This window comes from Microbispora sp. ZYX-F-249, from assembly GCF_039649665.1.
Classification (GTDB): Bacteria; Actinomycetota; Actinomycetes; order Streptosporangiales; family Streptosporangiaceae; genus Microbispora; species Microbispora maris.
This window is the reverse complement of sequence record NZ_JBDJAW010000009.1, coordinates 33,802-50,019: the sequence shown is the minus strand read 5'-3', so window position 1 is coordinate 50,019 and position 16,218 is coordinate 33,802. Positions and strand designations below refer to the sequence as shown.

At 70.6% G+C, this 16,218-nt stretch carries 16 protein-coding genes; 7 read left to right on the top strand and 9 right to left on the bottom strand.

Features of this window, described 5'->3' with window-relative positions; genetic code table 11:
• Positions 1 to 6: 6 nt before the first annotated feature.
• The 5 genes from AAH991_RS13440 to AAH991_RS13420 form a co-directional block, all read right to left on the bottom strand.
• Positions 7 to 1,074 carry a hypothetical protein gene (locus AAH991_RS13440; RefSeq protein WP_346226122.1) on the bottom strand — a complete coding sequence of 356 codons (1,068 nt, stop codon included), beginning with the start codon at positions 1,072 to 1,074 and terminating at the stop codon, positions 7 to 9.
• 225 nt (positions 1,075 to 1,299) lie between these two features.
• Positions 1,300 to 1,767, bottom strand: coding sequence for an NUDIX domain-containing protein (locus AAH991_RS13435; RefSeq protein WP_346226121.1), 468 nt, complete (start codon positions 1,765 to 1,767; stop codon positions 1,300 to 1,302).
• Positions 1,768 to 1,900: 133 nt separating this feature from the next.
• On the bottom strand, positions 1,901 to 2,839 hold the full coding sequence (locus AAH991_RS13430) for a GNAT family N-acetyltransferase (RefSeq protein ID WP_346226120.1): 939 nt from the start codon (positions 2,837 to 2,839) through the stop codon (positions 1,901 to 1,903).
• Positions 2,840 to 2,994: 155 nt separating this feature from the next.
• A complete protein-coding gene (locus AAH991_RS13425) occupies positions 2,995 to 4,317 on the bottom strand; it encodes a YibE/F family protein (protein ID WP_346226119.1) in 1,323 nt (440 codons plus the stop codon).
• A 135-nt stretch (positions 4,318 to 4,452) separates the two neighbouring features.
• Complete coding sequence (locus AAH991_RS13420) at positions 4,453 to 4,920, bottom strand: hypothetical protein (RefSeq protein WP_346226118.1); 468 nt, start codon at positions 4,918 to 4,920, stop codon at positions 4,453 to 4,455.
• A 354-nt stretch (positions 4,921 to 5,274) separates the two neighbouring features.
• Between AAH991_RS13420 and AAH991_RS13415 the strand changes: the two genes are divergently transcribed.
• On the top strand, positions 5,275 to 5,514 hold the full coding sequence (locus tag AAH991_RS13415) for a hypothetical protein (RefSeq protein WP_346226117.1): 240 nt from the start codon (positions 5,275 to 5,277) through the stop codon (positions 5,512 to 5,514).
• Positions 5,515 to 5,776: 262 nt separating this feature from the next.
• Here the strand turns inward: AAH991_RS13415 and AAH991_RS13410 are convergent, their stop codons facing one another.
• On the bottom strand, positions 5,777 to 6,982 hold the full coding sequence (locus tag AAH991_RS13410) for a cytochrome P450 (RefSeq protein ID WP_346226116.1): 1,206 nt from the start codon (positions 6,980 to 6,982) through the stop codon (positions 5,777 to 5,779).
• A 242-nt stretch (positions 6,983 to 7,224) separates the two neighbouring features.
• Here AAH991_RS13410 and AAH991_RS13405 point away from each other — a divergent pair, with 242 nt between their 5' ends.
• Positions 7,225 to 8,772 (top strand): PstS family phosphate ABC transporter substrate-binding protein, encoded by a 1,548-nt coding sequence (locus AAH991_RS13405; protein WP_346226115.1) that lies wholly within the window; start codon positions 7,225 to 7,227, stop codon positions 8,770 to 8,772.
• A gap of 36 nt (positions 8,773 to 8,808) precedes the next feature.
• Here the strand turns inward: AAH991_RS13405 and AAH991_RS13400 are convergent, their stop codons facing one another.
• The 3 genes from AAH991_RS13400 to AAH991_RS13390 form a co-directional block, all read right to left on the bottom strand.
• Complete coding sequence (locus tag AAH991_RS13400) at positions 8,809 to 9,933, bottom strand: methyltransferase domain-containing protein (protein WP_346226114.1); 1,125 nt, start codon at positions 9,931 to 9,933, stop codon at positions 8,809 to 8,811.
• 201 nt (positions 9,934 to 10,134) lie between these two features.
• Positions 10,135 to 10,494 (bottom strand): nucleotide pyrophosphohydrolase, encoded by a 360-nt coding sequence (locus tag AAH991_RS13395; protein WP_346226113.1) that lies wholly within the window; start codon positions 10,492 to 10,494, stop codon positions 10,135 to 10,137.
• A gap of 11 nt (positions 10,495 to 10,505) precedes the next feature.
• The gene (locus AAH991_RS13390) at positions 10,506 to 12,500 is read right to left on the bottom strand and encodes an N-6 DNA methylase (RefSeq protein WP_346226112.1); all 1,995 of its coding nucleotides are present in this window, start codon (positions 12,498 to 12,500) and stop codon (positions 10,506 to 10,508) included.
• Positions 12,501 to 12,644: 144 nt separating this feature from the next.
• On the opposite strand from AAH991_RS13390, the gene AAH991_RS13385 reads away from it, so the two are divergent.
• The 5 genes from AAH991_RS13385 to AAH991_RS13365 all read left to right on the top strand — a co-directional run bounded on the left by AAH991_RS13385 (position 12,645) and on the right by AAH991_RS13365 (position 16,168).
• Positions 12,645 to 13,124: an NYN domain-containing protein gene (locus AAH991_RS13385; RefSeq protein WP_346226111.1), complete on the top strand. Its 480-nt coding sequence runs from the start codon at positions 12,645 to 12,647 to the stop codon at positions 13,122 to 13,124.
• A 397-nt stretch (positions 13,125 to 13,521) separates the two neighbouring features.
• Positions 13,522 to 13,779, top strand: coding sequence for a hypothetical protein (locus AAH991_RS13380; RefSeq protein WP_346226110.1), 258 nt, complete (start codon positions 13,522 to 13,524; stop codon positions 13,777 to 13,779).
• A complete protein-coding gene (locus AAH991_RS13375) occupies positions 13,766 to 14,515 on the top strand; it encodes a TauD/TfdA family dioxygenase (protein ID WP_346226109.1) in 750 nt (249 codons plus the stop codon). Before AAH991_RS13380 ends, AAH991_RS13375 begins: the two co-directional genes overlap by 14 nt.
• Positions 14,516 to 14,550: 35 nt before the next feature.
• On the top strand, positions 14,551 to 15,219 hold the full coding sequence (locus AAH991_RS13370) for a YdcF family protein (RefSeq protein ID WP_346226108.1): 669 nt from the start codon (positions 14,551 to 14,553) through the stop codon (positions 15,217 to 15,219).
• Between the two features lie 16 nt (positions 15,220 to 15,235).
• Entirely contained in the window at positions 15,236 to 16,168 is a 933-nt protein-coding gene (locus tag AAH991_RS13365) for a hypothetical protein (RefSeq protein WP_346226107.1), read from the top strand.
• Positions 16,169 to 16,218 lie beyond the last annotated feature (50 nt).

Below are 16,218 nucleotides of genomic sequence, written 5' to 3'. Positions count from 1 at the left end.
GCCGGGTCACGCGACCAGCAGACCGGGGGTGTGGCGGGGGTTCCCGTCGTGACCGCCCGGCAGCCGGAGTTTGAGACAGGAGCGGGCGGCGGCGTCCGGCGTGAGGCGCACGCGCAGAAGCCCACCCACATCGTGCGGCACGCCGGACAGGGGTCCGTCCCCGATGCCGGCGACGCGACCGCTCTCCCGAGACAGCGAACCCGTCCCCGGCACCCCAGGCCGTAAGCGCTGCCCCTCCGGCATGGCGGGCAGGGACCCGAACTGGGCGCCCGGGATGCGAACGGGACCGTTCTCCAGGTCCACTTCGCCGGACAGCACGGCGTACTCCGTCCCGGCCACCCGGAGACGGCGGGCGACGCCGCGGCAGGACGACCGGAGGCCGCTGGACAGCCAGGCGAAGTGGCCCGCGAGCAGCGCCTCTGCCACGGTGCGCAGAACGGTCACCGAGCACAGGCTGTGCGCACAGGCGAGGCCGGCCAGCGTGATCTCCGGCAGGCCGAAGCGCCGCAGGCCGCGCGAGGTCGTGACGAGGCACGAGCAACCGCCGTCCCCGTCGGTCGCGGCGTCACCGGCTCCGGCAGGAGCGGCAGCGCCGAGAGCGCAGGCGGGTCCCTCCTCGGCGCACGACACCCTCCAGCCCAGCCAGTCGTCGCCGAGGTGGAAGTCCCGCCGCTCCCCCGGGCAGTCCGCGCAGTGGTAGACGGCCGCCCCGGTGAGCGGGTCGTACAACGCACCGTGGTAGGCCTCCGCGATCCCGCGCGCGGCCGCCCGGGCGACCTGGGCGGCCTCGGGTTGTTCCTCGACCGGGGCGGTACTCGTCACCACCACGTGATGACGGGCCCGTCTCACCCGTTTGAGGTCCTCGGCGCCCAGGTCCATCCGCCGCCACGGGGACCGCGCCGACCGGAAGGCCTCCAGCGTCAGCCGGGGCGTGCCGACCGCGTCCCTGGCGGCGCGCCGATGGGACGGGCCCATCCGCCAGGGGACGATCGACGAGAGATCGGTCGGCGTCCGGTCAGTGACGACGACGAAGACCGACGAGGTCTGACCGGGCACGGGATAGGTGATTCGCATGGCTCCTCCTCCGCGACGTGCTGCACGTGGAACCGCCGTAGCGGCCGCGGGAAGTGCCGCAGGAGCAGCGGGCCCCGCACCCACCACTCCTCGCACTACCGCAGGGCCACAGCCTGCGCGAATCCATAGCCGCCCGCCCCTCCCGAACGCCGCTCTGTGGAACGGCGGACGGACAGGACAGGCGAATCCGCCCGTTTCGCAGCCGCGGTCCACAGGCCGGGACGGTCACAACCCCCCGGGCTGCCCGCCTTCGCCGAGGATGAGGAGCCGATGCGACTCAAGCAGCCCTTCCGGCAGATCGTCCGGTGTGAACCACCGCGCCTCCAGAATCTCCCTGGGGTCGATCTTCATCGCGCCGCCGGCGAACTCGGCCTCGTACGCCACCTCGACCCGCAGCCGGTAGCCGCTCCTGAGCCGCACGAGCTCGCCGACGCGCACCTCCAGACCGGTCTCTTCCCGCACCTCGCGGACGACCGTGTCCTGGAAGGTCTCCCCCTTGATCGCGGATCCGGTGGGCAGCCCCCACTGCCGGCCTTCCGGCCACAACCGATGCCGGAGCAGCAGCACCCGCCCGTCCCCGTCGCGGACGATCCCGGTGACGCCGACCATGAACTTCGCCTGCGAGAGCCACAGCAGCCGCCACTGCAGCGAGCCGCCGATGCTCCGCCACAGCCGGGCGACCAGATCGTTCACGCGACTCCCCTCGTCCACGGCGACCACGGCAGCGAGAAGGACATCATCACAGCTTCCGCCGTCCGGCGGACACCGGCGGCCGTCTGTCCGGAGAGAACCTGCGACCGTCTGCCCGGAGGGCACGGCTGCCGTCCTACTCCGCCCCGCCTTCGCTCCACGTCATGTCGATCCGGCGTCCGATGACCTCGTATCCGGCCCGGAGGAACGCCCGGGCCATCGGGACGTTCCCGACGTCGGTGGCCGCGCGGATGCGCGGGACGCCCTGCCCGGCGAGGATCCGCGTCCCCTCGGCCAGCAGGTCGTCGATGTAGCCGTTGCCCCGGTGGGCCGGCAGGACCCCGATGTACGCGATCATCGGGTTGTATTCGTTACGCGCCGGGATGACGAATCCCACCGGTTCGCCCTCGGGCGACGTGGCGATCCGCCACCATTCCCGTGGGCTCCGGTAGTGGGCGAGCTCGTCGTCGTAGTGCTCGGCCGCTGCCTGCTCGGCGGGCATGCGGGCGATGTCGGCGCGGCTGTGGGCGTCGAGCGTGCCGTCCAGGACGAGGGTCATCAGGGCGACCAGTTCCTCCCTGCCGGCCACGGGCCGGAAATGCAGCCGCCCACTCGGCTCGGCGACGGGAGCACCCGGGCGCCACTCGAGCCGCAGCCGTTCGACGAGCGGTCGCGCGCCGGTGCGCTCCAGCACGGCCATGCGGTTCTCGACGGCGCGCCGCTCCTCCGCGTCGTCACGCCACCGCGGTGGGATGAACGCGTTGTATTCCGGCGGGCGTGCCCCTTCGGGCAGCACCACGGCACTCGCGGTCTGGAACAACCGGACCCCGGCGTCGAGGATCGCCGGCCCGGGCGCGGCGTCGTCGAGGTCGAGGATGTCCAGCAGCGCAGGCGGCTCGCCCGCACGCGGGGCCCACCACGCCAGCCTGGCGACGAGGCGGTCGCCGCGCAGCGCCATCCACATCCACTCGGGCCGCCGGCGGCCGGAGGCCAGGTCGTCGTCCAGCTCGTCGTTCAGCACGTACGGCAGGCGGCAGAACAGGTCGAGTTCCGAACGCCCCGCGACAGGGCGCATGATCAAGCTATCGGGGTTCACGGCACTTCCTCGGGTGAGGCGTGCCCGTTCCCCCGGGGGTCAGCGTCCGGCCGTACCCCCGGAAGGAACCGGCACGACAATCTCGGCATGCATCGGCTCGTCCCCTCCTCTCGTCGTCAAGGCGTCCGCCTGTTCTATCGGATGCGCCGATCTGCGGGCCAGTCCTTTTCCGTCCCGAAACCGGCAGGCCAATGGCTCTCGGTGGACTCGTCCGGGTCGTCCCAGACCGCCCCGCGCCGCCGGCGGCGCTCCGCGGGCTTCTCCCCGGAACGCTGCCGGGGTGCCGCCAGCGCGGCCAGCGCGGTGGTCACGGGGACGGCCGTGATGAGTCCCAGCGTGCCGACGACGCTGCGGATGATCTCCTGCGCGAGCACGGGGTTGCGCAGCACGTCATCGAGCGGCTGGTCGCCGACGCTGAACAGCAACAACAGGGGCAGCGCGGCCCCCGCGTACGCGAGGACGATCGTGTTGATGACGGAGGCGATGTGGGCCCGGCCGACGCGGGCGGCGGCCCGGTAGAGACGCCCGAAGTCGTAGCCGGGGTTGGCCGTCGCCAGCTCCCGCACGGTGGCCGCCTGGGTCACGGTGACGTCGTCGAGGACGCCGAGCGCGCCGATGATGATCCCCGCGAGCAGCAGGCCCTGCCCGTTGATCCGGTAGTTGCCGTCGAGCAGGAACGAGCTGTCGTCGGTGACGCCCGTCAGGTGCGCGGCGTCGATCGCGAAGGCGGACAGCAGACCGGTGAGGGCGAGGCTGACCAGCGTGCCCAGCACCGCCATCGACGTCGTGATCGTGAAGCCGTGGGTGAGGTACAGGACCGCGAGCATGATCGCGGCGGAGCCGGTGATCGCGACCAGGGCCGGCGGCTCGCCGGCGAGGATCGCGGGGACGACGAAGGTCAGCAGCAGGACGAAGGTCACGGCCAGCCCGATCAGCGCGGTCAGCCCGCGCCAGCGCCCGAAGGCGACGACCGCCAGGGCGAACGCGGCGACGAACAGCCACAGCGGAGAGGACCGGTCGTGGTCCGACAGCAGATACTCCGGTGCGTCGAGCGCGCCGTCCGGCACATGGACCAGCACCACGTCATCGCCGGCCGCGAACCGCTGCGCACCGGGACCGGTGGGCAGCTCGGTGGTCACGCTCCGGCCCTCGTCGGGCCCGCTGGTGATCCTGACCCGGACGTCCGCGCAGGAGCCGGGGTCCGCCGCCGGACGGGCCGCCTGCTCACCCGGTACGGCGGGGCAGGGCTTGGGGACGATCTCGGTGACCGTCCCGTCGACCTGCCGGAGCGAGGGCGAGGACGGGCCGTCCGGCCGGCCGTCGCCCGGCCACAGCCCTATCAGGGCGGCCACCGTCGCCAGGGCGACGGGGACGATGACGGCCAGCGTCGCCACCAGGGTCCGGCGCGAGGCGGGCGTGGGCGGGGCGGTCGTGCCGTGACTGTGATTGGCGCCCATCTGGACGTACGTCTCCTCGCATCGGGTCGTGCCGCACCGATGGTAGAGGTCTGTGGGGAACGGCGAGGCCGCCCGGCACCGGCCGGGCGGCCCCTGGGTCCACCGGATCGGGCCGCGGTGACGGCCTCACGGGAGTCAGCCGCAGTTGCCCCACTTCAGGCGGCCACCGCTGGCGATCTCCCCGTCGACGCGCGTGTCGGCGATCGTGCCGTAGTACTGCACGCACTTGTCCCTGGCGTTCAGCTTCACCGGGCCGGCGTAGTACTTGTACTTCTTCGCGTGGTCGATCTTCTCGGCCGTCCTCGTGCCGGACAGCCGTACCTTGAGCTGGGCGGTGGCCCTGGTGGGCGTGCCGACGTACTTCGACTTGATCGTGACGACGCAGTTCTGGGCCGTCCTGCGGTTGTAGAGCAGGTAGACGTGCCCGAAGACCTCCCCCGACCGGGTCTTCACGGCTCGGGTGCCGTCACTGACCCGGCCGAAACCGGAGCCGCACACCCCCTCCGGTGTGTAACCCGCCGAGATCGCGTATGCCGGGTTGGCGGCGAGTCCTCCGACGGCCAGCGCCGCTGCGACGACGACCGTACTCGCGGACCTGCGCATACGTTGTCCTTTCCCAACCGCCGCCCTCGGTCCGGGCGGCGTCCAGGTGATCATCCTTGCGGATCATCGACCAGGAGATGACCGAAACAGTCAAATTGGGCAAGGCCAATCATGTCGACGCCGCCGCTCGCACGGACTCGTCGGTGTGTCAGGGCAAATCTCAGGGTGATCCCGGACGACACGCTGATCGATCTGACTAGAGTCACGAAGCATTGATCGCGAAGCAGACGATCCGGCGGCTCCGGCTTCCGGGCCGCGCGATGACCCGGTCACGGCGGGCGGGACAAGTACGGAAGCCCTCGAGAACGGGATCCGGCAGTACGTGAGCATCACAACGCGCTTTGAGGAGTAAGAGTGGCCAGGCCAGAACGCGAATTCAGCCACTTCGCCAACACTCGGCACAGAAACTGGACGATCATCGGAGTCGCCGATGCGCCGGATCACAGGGAGGTGCGGTCGGTCGAGATCTTCCAGGGCCCGGACGGCAACGAACCGCGACTGGTGCTTGCCCCCGAGGAGGTGCCCCAGTTCGTCGCGGGCCTCATCGCGACGGTCATGCCCGGCGACCTGACCGCGGAAGCGGAAGAAGACTGAGCGACGTCATCGGGCCCGCCGCCGTCCCCATTCCCCGGATGCGGACTCGCCTCGTTCCTTGCGTCAGGCCGGCTCGCTCGGCCCGCACGGCCGGGGGCTCGCGATCGCTCAGGCGTTCTCGCACCACTGGTGCTGGGCCCTCACTCCGTACGGCAAGTCCGTCTGGTGCCAACTCCGCGCCTGGCCCTGACGGCGCGGTTCCGGTCCCCAGAGGCGGCCGGGCGACCAGCAGCAGATCGCGGCACGCCGGCGGACCGGCATCTCACCAGGTCACGGGTAGCCGCTCGAGACCGTGGAATGCCGTGCCGGTCCGCACCGGGACCTCGTCGGCCGCCACGGCGAGCCGCAGGCGCGGCAGGCGCGTCAGCAGCGCGGGCAGTGCCACGGTCATCTCCAGGCGGGCGAGCTGCTGCCCCAGGCACTGGTGCGGGCCATAGCCGAAGCTGAGCTGCCCGCCGGCATCGCGCCTGATGTCGAGCGTGCCGGGCGCAGGGAACCGGGCGGGGTCGCGGTTGGCCGCGGCCAGGGACAGCGTCACCGACTGGCCTGCCCCGATCAACCGGCCGTCGAGCTCCACATCCGCGCACGCCGCCCGCACCGGACCGATGCGCACAACGCTCAGGTAGCGCAGCAACTCCTCGGTGGCGCCGGCGGCGAGAGACGGGTCCGCGCGCAGCGCGGCGAGCTGATCAGGGTGCCGCAGCAGCGCGAACGTTCCCAGCGCCAGCATGTCGGCCGTGGCCTCATGCCCCGCCACGAGCAGGAACATGGCGATCGCGGCCGCCTCCTCGACGCTGAGGCGGTCCCGCTCGCCGCCGCCCGCGAGGACGCTGACGATGTCGTCGGCCGGATCGTCCCGCCGTCGAATCACCAGGTCGCGGGTGTAGGCGAGCAGGTCCCGCATCGCCTCGCGGACCTGGTCCGGCGTCGAGTCGAGGCCGAGAAGCACAGTGGCGGACCGCTCGAATCCGGAGTGATCGCGGTACGGCACCCCGAGCAGCTCGCACAGCACCAGCGCGGGGACGGGCACGGCGAACTCACGCACGATGTCGGCCGGCGGTCCGAGGCGTTGCAGCGCGTCCAGTCGTTCGGTGGTGATCTGCCTGATCCTGGGCTCCAGCCGCCTCATCCTGCGTAGGGTCAGCGGACCGGCCAGGCGTCGCCGGAAGCGGGCATGCCCGGGTGGCTGGGCGATCGTGAGCAACCCCGGGATGTCCGCCAGGACATCGTCGATGCCGCGCTCGTCCGTCGGCGGATGCAGCAGCGCCGGATCGCCGCTGAACCTCGGGTCGGCGAGGACGGTGCGGGCGGCGGCGTATCCCGTTACCAGCCATCCCACGTGGCCGTCGGCGTACCGCAGTGGCCTGACCCGGTCCCCGTCCTCCCATCGCAGATGGTCGGCGGGCGGATCGAAGGCGTTCTCGCGGCCCAGCCTGATGGTCGCGGGGTTCGGCGCGGTGTCGGTCATGGTGACTCCTCTCGCCGCGCGGGCGGGACTCCGCCGGAACGCCGGTCGGCGATGCCGCTGAGACGACTACCTGCCCGCGTTGCCTGGTCTCGGCGAAGACGAGATGTGGCCGTCGTGTGAAGGAACCGTCTTAATTGATGGAGAACGCGCGTTGAAAGCTTGCCGTCGCGAGGTCTCCAAGGGCGTACACATTCGTACGTTGGCCTTCACCGTTTCTCCCATTCTGTCCGGCGGAGGCAGGCGTGAACCGTTTCCCGTGGGAGGTAATTCTCGCGGTCCTGGGTCTTCTTGTCCCCGTCGCCGCCTTCCTGTGGGAGTTCGGCGTCGGCCGCAAACGGCTCGGCTACCGGATACAGATGGACACCACCGCCACGGACGAGGTCCCTTATCACCACCCAGGAGCACTGCAAAGGTTGCGGGACCGGAACGACAGGCCGCTGGTCCATCCGTCGTTCGTCCTGCTGCGGATCGAAAACAGCGGCCTGGCCAACATCGACACCAGCGACTACGCCGTTCCCGACGGAACGAGGGCCGGCATCCGCGTCGAGTTTCCCGGCCGCAGGGTGGCCGGGATGGCGGTGACGGAGCTCAGTGACGACTTCCTGGCTCAGTCCTTCACGGAGGAAGCCGGACTCAACGTGGAAGACGGCGTCATCGAACTCCCCAGGGTGCCCCTGAACCGCCGCCAGCACTACAAGGTCCTGGTCGCTCTCGAAGACGTACGTGACGACACGCGCGGACGCCGGGAGCGGTTCGACGATCCCAGAGTCATCGGAGGGATCAAGGGCGGCGTCCCACGCCGACGGCGCGGGAGGATCTACCAGACGCAGAGCCACACGGGCATGCCCCGCTATGGGCTCGCCATGATCGGTTTCCTCGTGGTGATCATCACAGCGCAGCTCGTCGTCTTTCTCAACGGCGGTTCCGCCGCCCCCCTCGACTGCGCCCGGGGGAGACTCACTGTCACCGGGTCCACGGCCTTCGCACCCGCGCTGAGGGAAGCGGCGGACCAGTACACGAGGATCTGCCCGGAGGCCGACTTCGCCTTCGACACCACGGGTAGCCACAACGGACTGGTCAAGCTCGACGCGGTGGGCCGAGGCGACTCCGCGAACTCCGGCACCTGGCTGGCATTCTCCGACGGCCCGAAGGAGGACGGCGAGTTTCCGCAACTGCTGCCACGTCCCATCGCGTACGTGCTCTTCACGCTCGTCGTCAACGAGGACGCGGGTGTCCTGGACCTTCCCCTGCCGCAGATCAAAGACATCTTCAAGGGGAAGTACGACACCTGGAAGCAGGTGAACGGGCATGACGTGCCGATCCGCATCGTCGACAGGAACGGCGGCTCCGGCACCCGCAACGCCTTCGAGAAGCTCGTTCTGGGCACACTGACCTCCGGCCGTAACTCCAACGACTGCCGGATGCCGCTGCCCGGCGCCTCAAAAGGCGTCGTACGGTGCGAACGGGACAGCACCGAGGCGGTGCTGGACACGATCGCGAAAACCCCCGGCGCCATCGGCTACAGCGAACTCGGAGCCGCCACCGGGCGCCAAGACCTGAAGCTCGTCCGCATCGACGGCCAGGCGGCCACGCTGGACGGAGCCGAGCATGGTGCCTATCCCTTCGGCGAAACCGAGTACGCCTACACGTACGGCGAGCCGAAGGCCGATTCCCTGGCCGCCAGCTTCCTGCGCTTCCTGACGAAGGAGATCGGCCGCGACATCGTCCACTCCCACGGCGACCGCCCCTGCGCCGACCTGCAGGACCCGGTACGCTGCCGCCCCTCCTGACTCGTACGGACGCACCGGACGTCGCACCGGCGGCTGCTACGGGGTGACCTGGCGATCCGGCAGGTCGAGCCAGACGTACTGCTCCTCGGCCGTGACCGTCAGGCCGAACCGGTCGCGCCCCGGGCTGCCCAGGCAGACCCAGCGCAGGAAGGCGGCCTCCGCCTCGTCCCACAGGTCACGCGGCCCCCGCTGACGTACGACCGCCTGCCGGTCACCGGGCATGTGGCGCACCTCCGCCTCGGAGTCGGCGGACGACAACCACAGACGGAACTCGCCGTCGTCGACCTCCCCGAAGGCCCGGTTCACGCCGGGCAGCATGCCCCCCAGAGCGAGGTCCGCGTCCCGGCCCGGACGCGCGACCCGGCGCGGGTCGAGGTCCGTCCGCGAATCCCGGTAATCCCCCTCCACCTGGCCGCCGGCGCCACGCTGGGATCGCAGGAGCATGAAACCGCAGGGGTGATGGAAGCGGCCCACGGCGGTGCCGCCGGCCGCGACCGTCAGCCTGACCATGTGCCCGCCCCAGCCGGTCATCCAGGGCAGCACGATCGTTCCGCCCGGCCGGGTCTGCGCGATCCACGCGTGCGGAACCCTCCGCACGCCGCACGTCACATGGACGTGGTCGTACGGCCCGCCCTCCGGCCACCCCTCCGTGCCGTCGCCCAGGACGAGCCGGGGCGAGTGCCCCGCGCGCTTGAGGTTCTCCGCCGCCGCCTCGTGCAGGGCCGGGTCGATCTCGACGCTGGTCACGTGCTCCGGGCCGAGCCGGTGGGCCAGCAGCGCCGCCGTCCAGCCCGTGCCCGTCCCGATCTCCAGGACCTTGTCCCCCTCGTACGGATCGAGCAGGTCCAACTCGGTCGCGACGATGCCGGGCATGGACGAGGACGAGGTGAAGTCGTGGTGCCGGTTCGCCAGGTCGGCGATGTCGGCGGCGCCGTCGTCGACCTGCGTGACGATCGGGATGTTCGAGTAGACGGCGTCCAGCCAACGCTCGGGGTCGGCGGCCTGGTCGATCACTTGCCCTCTGCTGCCCGCGCCGGACACGCACCAGGCCCTCTCGGGGATGAACAGGTGACGCGGCACCGCCCGGAAGGCGTCCCGCCACCGGTCATCGATCTCCGGCAGGCGTTCGACAAGACCGGCGTTCCGCTCGTCAGCGTTCATTGGCCGTCTTTCTTCTCGTGTTCGCCGCCGGGCCCGTCGCGCGGACGCCACCGGGGCCCGCGGCGGAGCGACCGATCCCCCGGCACGTCGCCGTCAGGGTAAGCGGTCAGCTTGGGCTCCAACCAGCCGCCGAAAGAGCCAGCCTCACGTGACCACCGGGACAGCCGCAGGGCCCGCCCGCCCCGGGTGCGAGCGGAGAAACTACTCCGCGGTGAGCGGGGGCGCCTTCCTGGCGGATCCGCGATAGGTCTCGGGGTCATACCGGCGCTCGCTGTCGTCCAGCTTGGCGTTCGCGGCCTCCGCGAGGTCGACGCCCAGCACGTCGGCCAGCCTCACCAGATACAACGTCACGTCCCCGAGCTCGGCGCGAACCCTGCGCAGGGCGTCCTCGTCCAGGGTGCGCGACTCCTCGGCCGTCAGCCACTGGAACTCGGCCACGAGCTCCCCCGCCTCACCGGCCAGGGCCATCGCCAGGTTCTTGGGCGTGTGAAACCTTTCCCAGTCCCGCACGCGGACGAACTCGCGCAGCCGGGCCGCCAGGTGCTCCAGTTCACCGCTCACGGCACCCGACCCTACTCGGCCGGTCCCACCGCGCCGTGGGTGAGACCATCGGCCATCAGCCTGACCAGGTCCTCTCCGAGCGCCGCCGCCTCGCGCAGGGCCGTCCGGAACTCGGTCAGGCGCCGGAACGCCTCGCCGTACCGGCGCTGCTCCTCCATCGGCAGCAGCGGCACCTCGGCACGCCGTACGTCCACCCGATAGCGCGACGACATGGCGCTGTAGTGACGCACATTGATGGACGCGCAGAGGAAGCCGGCGAGGAAGTCCGGGTCGAGCGCCTCGGGGTCGGGCCGCAACAGCGACAGGTACGGGCCGAGCAGCGCGTCGCCCTTCGCCAGCACCCGCGCGACCGGGATGGTCACGACCTGGGGCACCACGACGTCGCCGGGCCGCGTGACGATCCGCCTCGCCCCGGCGTGCTCCGCGGAGCCCGTCGCGGACCGGCCTTCGAGCACGTCCTCGACGGTGAGCACCGGCGCCTCCCCCGGGGGTTCCTCCCCCGGCCGGGCCGGCGTCTGCTGTTCCAGGACGAGCATGCCGCGCCGCACCAGCTCGGGCAGCGGGACCGGGGCGAGCTCCTCCGACGGCGGCCTGCCCGCCATGGGCATCAGCCCGGCGACGGCCCCGAGCAGCCCGGCGAGCCGGGAGCGTGCTCCGGCGATCCGCTCGGGTGACAGGTCGTCGGCCGCCGTGGACAGATAGCGGGCGGGGGTGAGGTCCACGTCCTCGTCGAGCAGGTCGACGAGCGGGACCGACCTGCTGACTCCCGGTTCGTCCAGCTCGCGCCCCGCGCCGAACTCGCGCCACGCCTCGACGGCCACCCGGGCGTAGTCGTCCGGCCTGCCGGAGGTGTCGACCATCAGCACGCGGCTCGGCGCACCTCCCTCGGCCGGCTGGCAGAGGATCCACAGCGTCAACCCGACCGCCACGTTGGGCACGGTGCCCTGCGGGAGCGCGATGACCGCGCGCAACGCGCCGCGGCGCAGCAACTGGGACCTGATCCGCCGGCCCGACCTGCGGCCGGCCACCGCCGGGGGCATGAGCAGCACGGCCACGCCTCCGGGCGCCAGGTGCGCGAGCGCGTGCTGCACCCAGGCCAGCTCGGGCTCCACGCGCGGCGGCAGGCCGTACTCCCAGCGGGGATCGGCCGTCAGCTCCTCGTATCCCCAGTTGCGGTCGTTGAACGGCGGGTTGCACACCACCGCGTCGACGGACTCGCCGGGGAAGGCGTCCGCGCGCAAGGAGTCTCCCGCCCTGATCCGCGCGTTGTCGCAGCGCAGCGCGAGCCGTACGGCGGTGAGCCGGGCGGCCACGGGGTCGACGTCCTGGCCGAGCAGCCGGGCCCCGGGCGAGCGCTCCAGCGCGCGGCCGAGGATGCGGCCAGAACCGCAGGCCGGATCGAGCAGGGAGCCGAACCCGTCGCCCACGAGGTCGAGCGTGAGCGAGACGACCTCGGCGGGGGTGGAGTAGACGCGCCGCGTGTGCACCTCGAAGTAGCGCTCGCGCAGGAACTCGAAGGTGTCGCGGGCGCCGCGCTCGGCGGCCAGCCGGGCGATCGAGCGGACCAGCGGCACCCGGGTCACCGCGACGGTCTCGGGAAACGCCTCCGCGCCGGCGGTCTTCGCGCACGTCGCGCGCACCCGGGCCGGGAGTTCCCGCGCGACCGTCCCGTCGTCGGCGGCCGAGAGCCCGTCCCAGTCGTCCGCCTCGTGCTGCACGTACACGAGGAAGGCCCCGAGGTCGGCGATCAGGTCGGCGAGGTCGTCGTCGTCGACGGTCGCGCGCAGGTCCTGCCAGAGCCACTCGTCCGCGGGAAGTTCCCTGTCCTCGTCGTGGCCGCGCAGCCACTCCCGGATCTCCGCGAGGGAGAACACCGGGCTGGTGGACGTGCCTCCCACGGGCTCGGGGAAGTCGTCGTGCCGGCGCCGCCAGTTGCTGACCGCCGCGCGTCCCACGCCGGCCAGGCGGGCGATGTCCGCCGCGGTGACCTGTACGTCTCGCCGCACGCCGCTCCGCCTTCCCAGTCGTCCGATCAGACCGGACCATATCCGATGCACCGGACACGGGCAACGTCCCGGCAAGGGCTGGTTGATTGCGTCAACACATGCTCTAATGGACGCCAGGAGTCGTCATGGAAGGGAGCAAGGATCGTGAGCACCCCCACCACGCGCCTCAGATCGCTGCGCCGCGGGCGCGCGGTCCATCTCCTCGACATCGAGAACCTGACCGGGACCGCCCTCCCGACGACTCACGACGTACATCGGGTCATGAACGCCTACCAGCGGACGGTGCCGGTCGGGCCGCTGGACCAGTTCATCGTGGCGGTCAACCACAACGCGCTCGTCTCCGTGGGGATCGCGCTGCGCGGGGTGCAGTTGCTGGCCCGCTCGGGACGCAACGGCGCCGATCAGGCCCTTGACGAGGCGGCCCGCACGGCGCGGGTGGACCTGCGGTTCGAGCGGGCGGTGATCGGGTCGGGTGACGGCTACTTCGCCGACCTGGCCCTCTGGCTGGCGGGCTGCGGCCTGCACGTCACCGTCGTCGCCCAGCGCGCCTGCCTGAGCTGGCGGCTTTACACCGCGGTCCCCGACACCGTCACCTTCGAGCTGCCCGTCCCCCAGGCCGCCTGAGCACATTCACCACTTACGGCAACGCGGCGACGAAATAGGGGCAGCACGGCTTTCCGCGCAACGGCTCCTGGCGATACCGGCCGCCCGAATATCACACCGCCCCAAAGCATGGCACTCCAAATCACGATACATCTGGCGAGAATGAGAGAAGAGGGCCATACTGGGCGGCGCATGCGCCAGCGGCACCGAATAGCGCGCGGATATCGACCAGGCGAGAGCGCCCATGCCGGACGACAAGACCCAGGACACCCGAGGCGAATGGGGAAGTCCAGGATCCTCGGAACTCGACAAGTACCTGTCCGAACTGGTCGGGGCGACCTTGCGTGGAGACGCCACACGGGGTGGGACCACGGCACCGATCATACTTCCCGACCCCGAGGACCTTACGGTCCGATTGGTGAGCCAGCATTCCTTGAACCGGCTCCGGGACGCCGAGTCGGATAAAGCGGTCTTCGACAACCTTTTATGGTGCCTCCTGGGCGGCTTGATCGGCTTCTTCACCAATGTCGTCACCGGCGATAGATCCGTGGACGCTCCCGGCTACGTGTTCCTGACCTTCATCGCGGTCACCACGATCGCCACGTTCACGATGCGCAGGAGGCTCGTACGCCGGCTCACCCAGGCACGGAAGAGGGTGCACCATGGCGGCGATTGAGGTCCCTGACCCGAAGGCGGACGCACGGATCGCCGCCGCGCTGCGGGAGGACGGCTACGCCGTACTGGCCCTTCCACCCGACGTCGATCCCAGTTCATCCCGCGCCCTGGCCATCCTGGAGGATCGCCTGGCCGCCGTGGGGCGTCCCATCCAGGTGTTCGGAGAGCACCCGGCATGGCGCCCCATCGGAGTCCGGTTGGATCGCGAGGCGACCCGGTCGGAGGGCGCCGGCGAGTCTCCCATCCACATGGACTTCGTCAACGCGGAGGATCCGCCGGACATCGTCATGCTCTACTGCGAACGCCCGGATTCCCTGGGCGGGGGGCACAATCTGCTGGCACCCGTGCGCACGGCCGAGCGACTTCCCGAAGATATGCGCGAGCGACTCGGCCGGCGTGTCTACGCGGACGGCCACGTGAAGGATCTCCACAACGTCGGAAGGGACATCAACCCGTTCGCCGTGATAGCCGATCACGGCAGATGGAGATTCCGCTATACCGGACGCCTGCTGTCCAATGAAGCGATCAGCGCCGAAGAGAGGGCGGCGCTGCGCGCTCTCGACCGGGCGCTGAGACACGCCGCGACCCGTCTATGTCTGACGGCGGGCCAGGCGCTCGTCCTCGATCAGCATCGGATAGCGCATTCCAGACTTCCACTCGGAAAAGAGCAACATCGAGTGCCTCCGAATCGCCGGAGATTACTCTGGCAACGCTTCGCGCGTGCTAAGGATGTCTGAACCGTCTTATCACCCACCCAGCAGGCTGGTTCACCATGAACGATTTTGAAACCGGGCTCACGCCCGAGATTCGCAAAGACGTGGAGATCCTCTGGGGCTTCCATGTCGTCGACAGTGGACCGGTCGAAGCCGACGTACTCCTGGTACTCGGGAGCCACGACCTGCGTGCCGCGGAAAGGGCGGCCGAGTTGTTCGTACGCGAACGCTGCGCTCCCGTGGTGATCACCACGGGCGGGGCGGGCAAGGTGACAGGGACCGAATGGACCCGCGCGGAGGCGGAGGTGTACGCCGAGCGCCTCGTGGCCCTCGGGGTGCCGGAGGACGCGATCCTGGTCGAACCGAGAGCGAGGAACACGGGCGACAACTTCGACCTGTCCCGCGAGCTCGCGGCGGAGAAGGGCCTGCGGGTCACATCCGGCGTCATCGTCTCCAAGCCCTACATGGCCCGGCGGTCCCTCGCCGTCGCCCTGATGAAGTGGCCGGAGCCGACCTGGTTCACCAGGCCACCCCAGATCCCGCTACGGGACTACCCGTCCGACGAGGTTCCGCTCACCCGCATGATCAACCTCATGGTCGGCGACCTCCAGCGCCTGCGCGTGTACGCCGACAGAGGCTTCCAGGCGCCGGTCGACATTCCCGGCGACGTGTGGGCCGCGTACGAGCGCCTCGTCGGCGCGGGGTACGACGAGTTTCTGATCGACTAACCGCAGAGGCAGGGAGATGACGCGCGGCACCGGTTCTGACTGGGCGTTGCCCCTGATCGCCGGTGCCGGTTTCAGGGAGAGGCTGGCGAGCGACCCGGTCTTCACCGACACGTTCTTCCTGCTCGAACACCGGCGTCTGCGCCGGTTTTACCTGGATACCGGTGCTCCCCGGCTCGTCTACCTGTGCGGAGAGGGGCTCTCGGCGCTGGCCCACGACCTCGGCCTCGCCGGTTCCGCCGGAGTGGCCGTACTCGAGGTGACCCTGGCCGAGATGCTGATCGCGGGCGGAGCCTCGCCGGCCGACCTTCGGACGGCGGAGGACCACCTCGACCGCGGCTGGAATCACCTGAGCAGATCCGCGCACGCCACCGTCACGACGCGGGTGCTGCCGCAGTGGTACCTGCTACGCGCGATCGTCCATAAGGCGAGAGGCGAAACGACCGCCTACGAGAGCATCCTGACCGATGGCGTCCGCGACGCCTGGATCAGGGACCACGCGGGCCCTGGGGACCGGGCTCCGATCGTCCGGCAGCACGTCATGATGCGGCAGGATTCGCATCAGCACCTGACCCTGCTGGTGAGCGCGCGCGGCTACCGGGACGAGCGGCCGCTCGAGTACTACCGGACGATGAAACGCGTCATCGAGTTCCTCACCAACGCCGGCCTCGTGGAGGCCGCGTCCACGCTTGAACGTGAATTCGTCGCGCCCTTCGCCCGGGTGCGCCACGGCGTACCGCTGATTGCCCGCGTCTCGTTCGCCAAGAACCTGGCGCATCTGTCGGCTCTGCGCGGAGACCGGCAGTCGGCCGCTGAAGTGCTGCGGCTCGCGGCTCGCAGCGCCGACACCGCCGGACTGCACGGTCAAGTGCGGCAACTACGGCTGCTGACGAAGGCCGTCGAGGAGAACGACGTCCGAGGTGCCCTCGAAACCTTCCGTCTCCAGCCTTGATGCCGTTCATCGGACGTCGCCCGGGCCGCTCGAGGTCTAGCCCGCCGCAG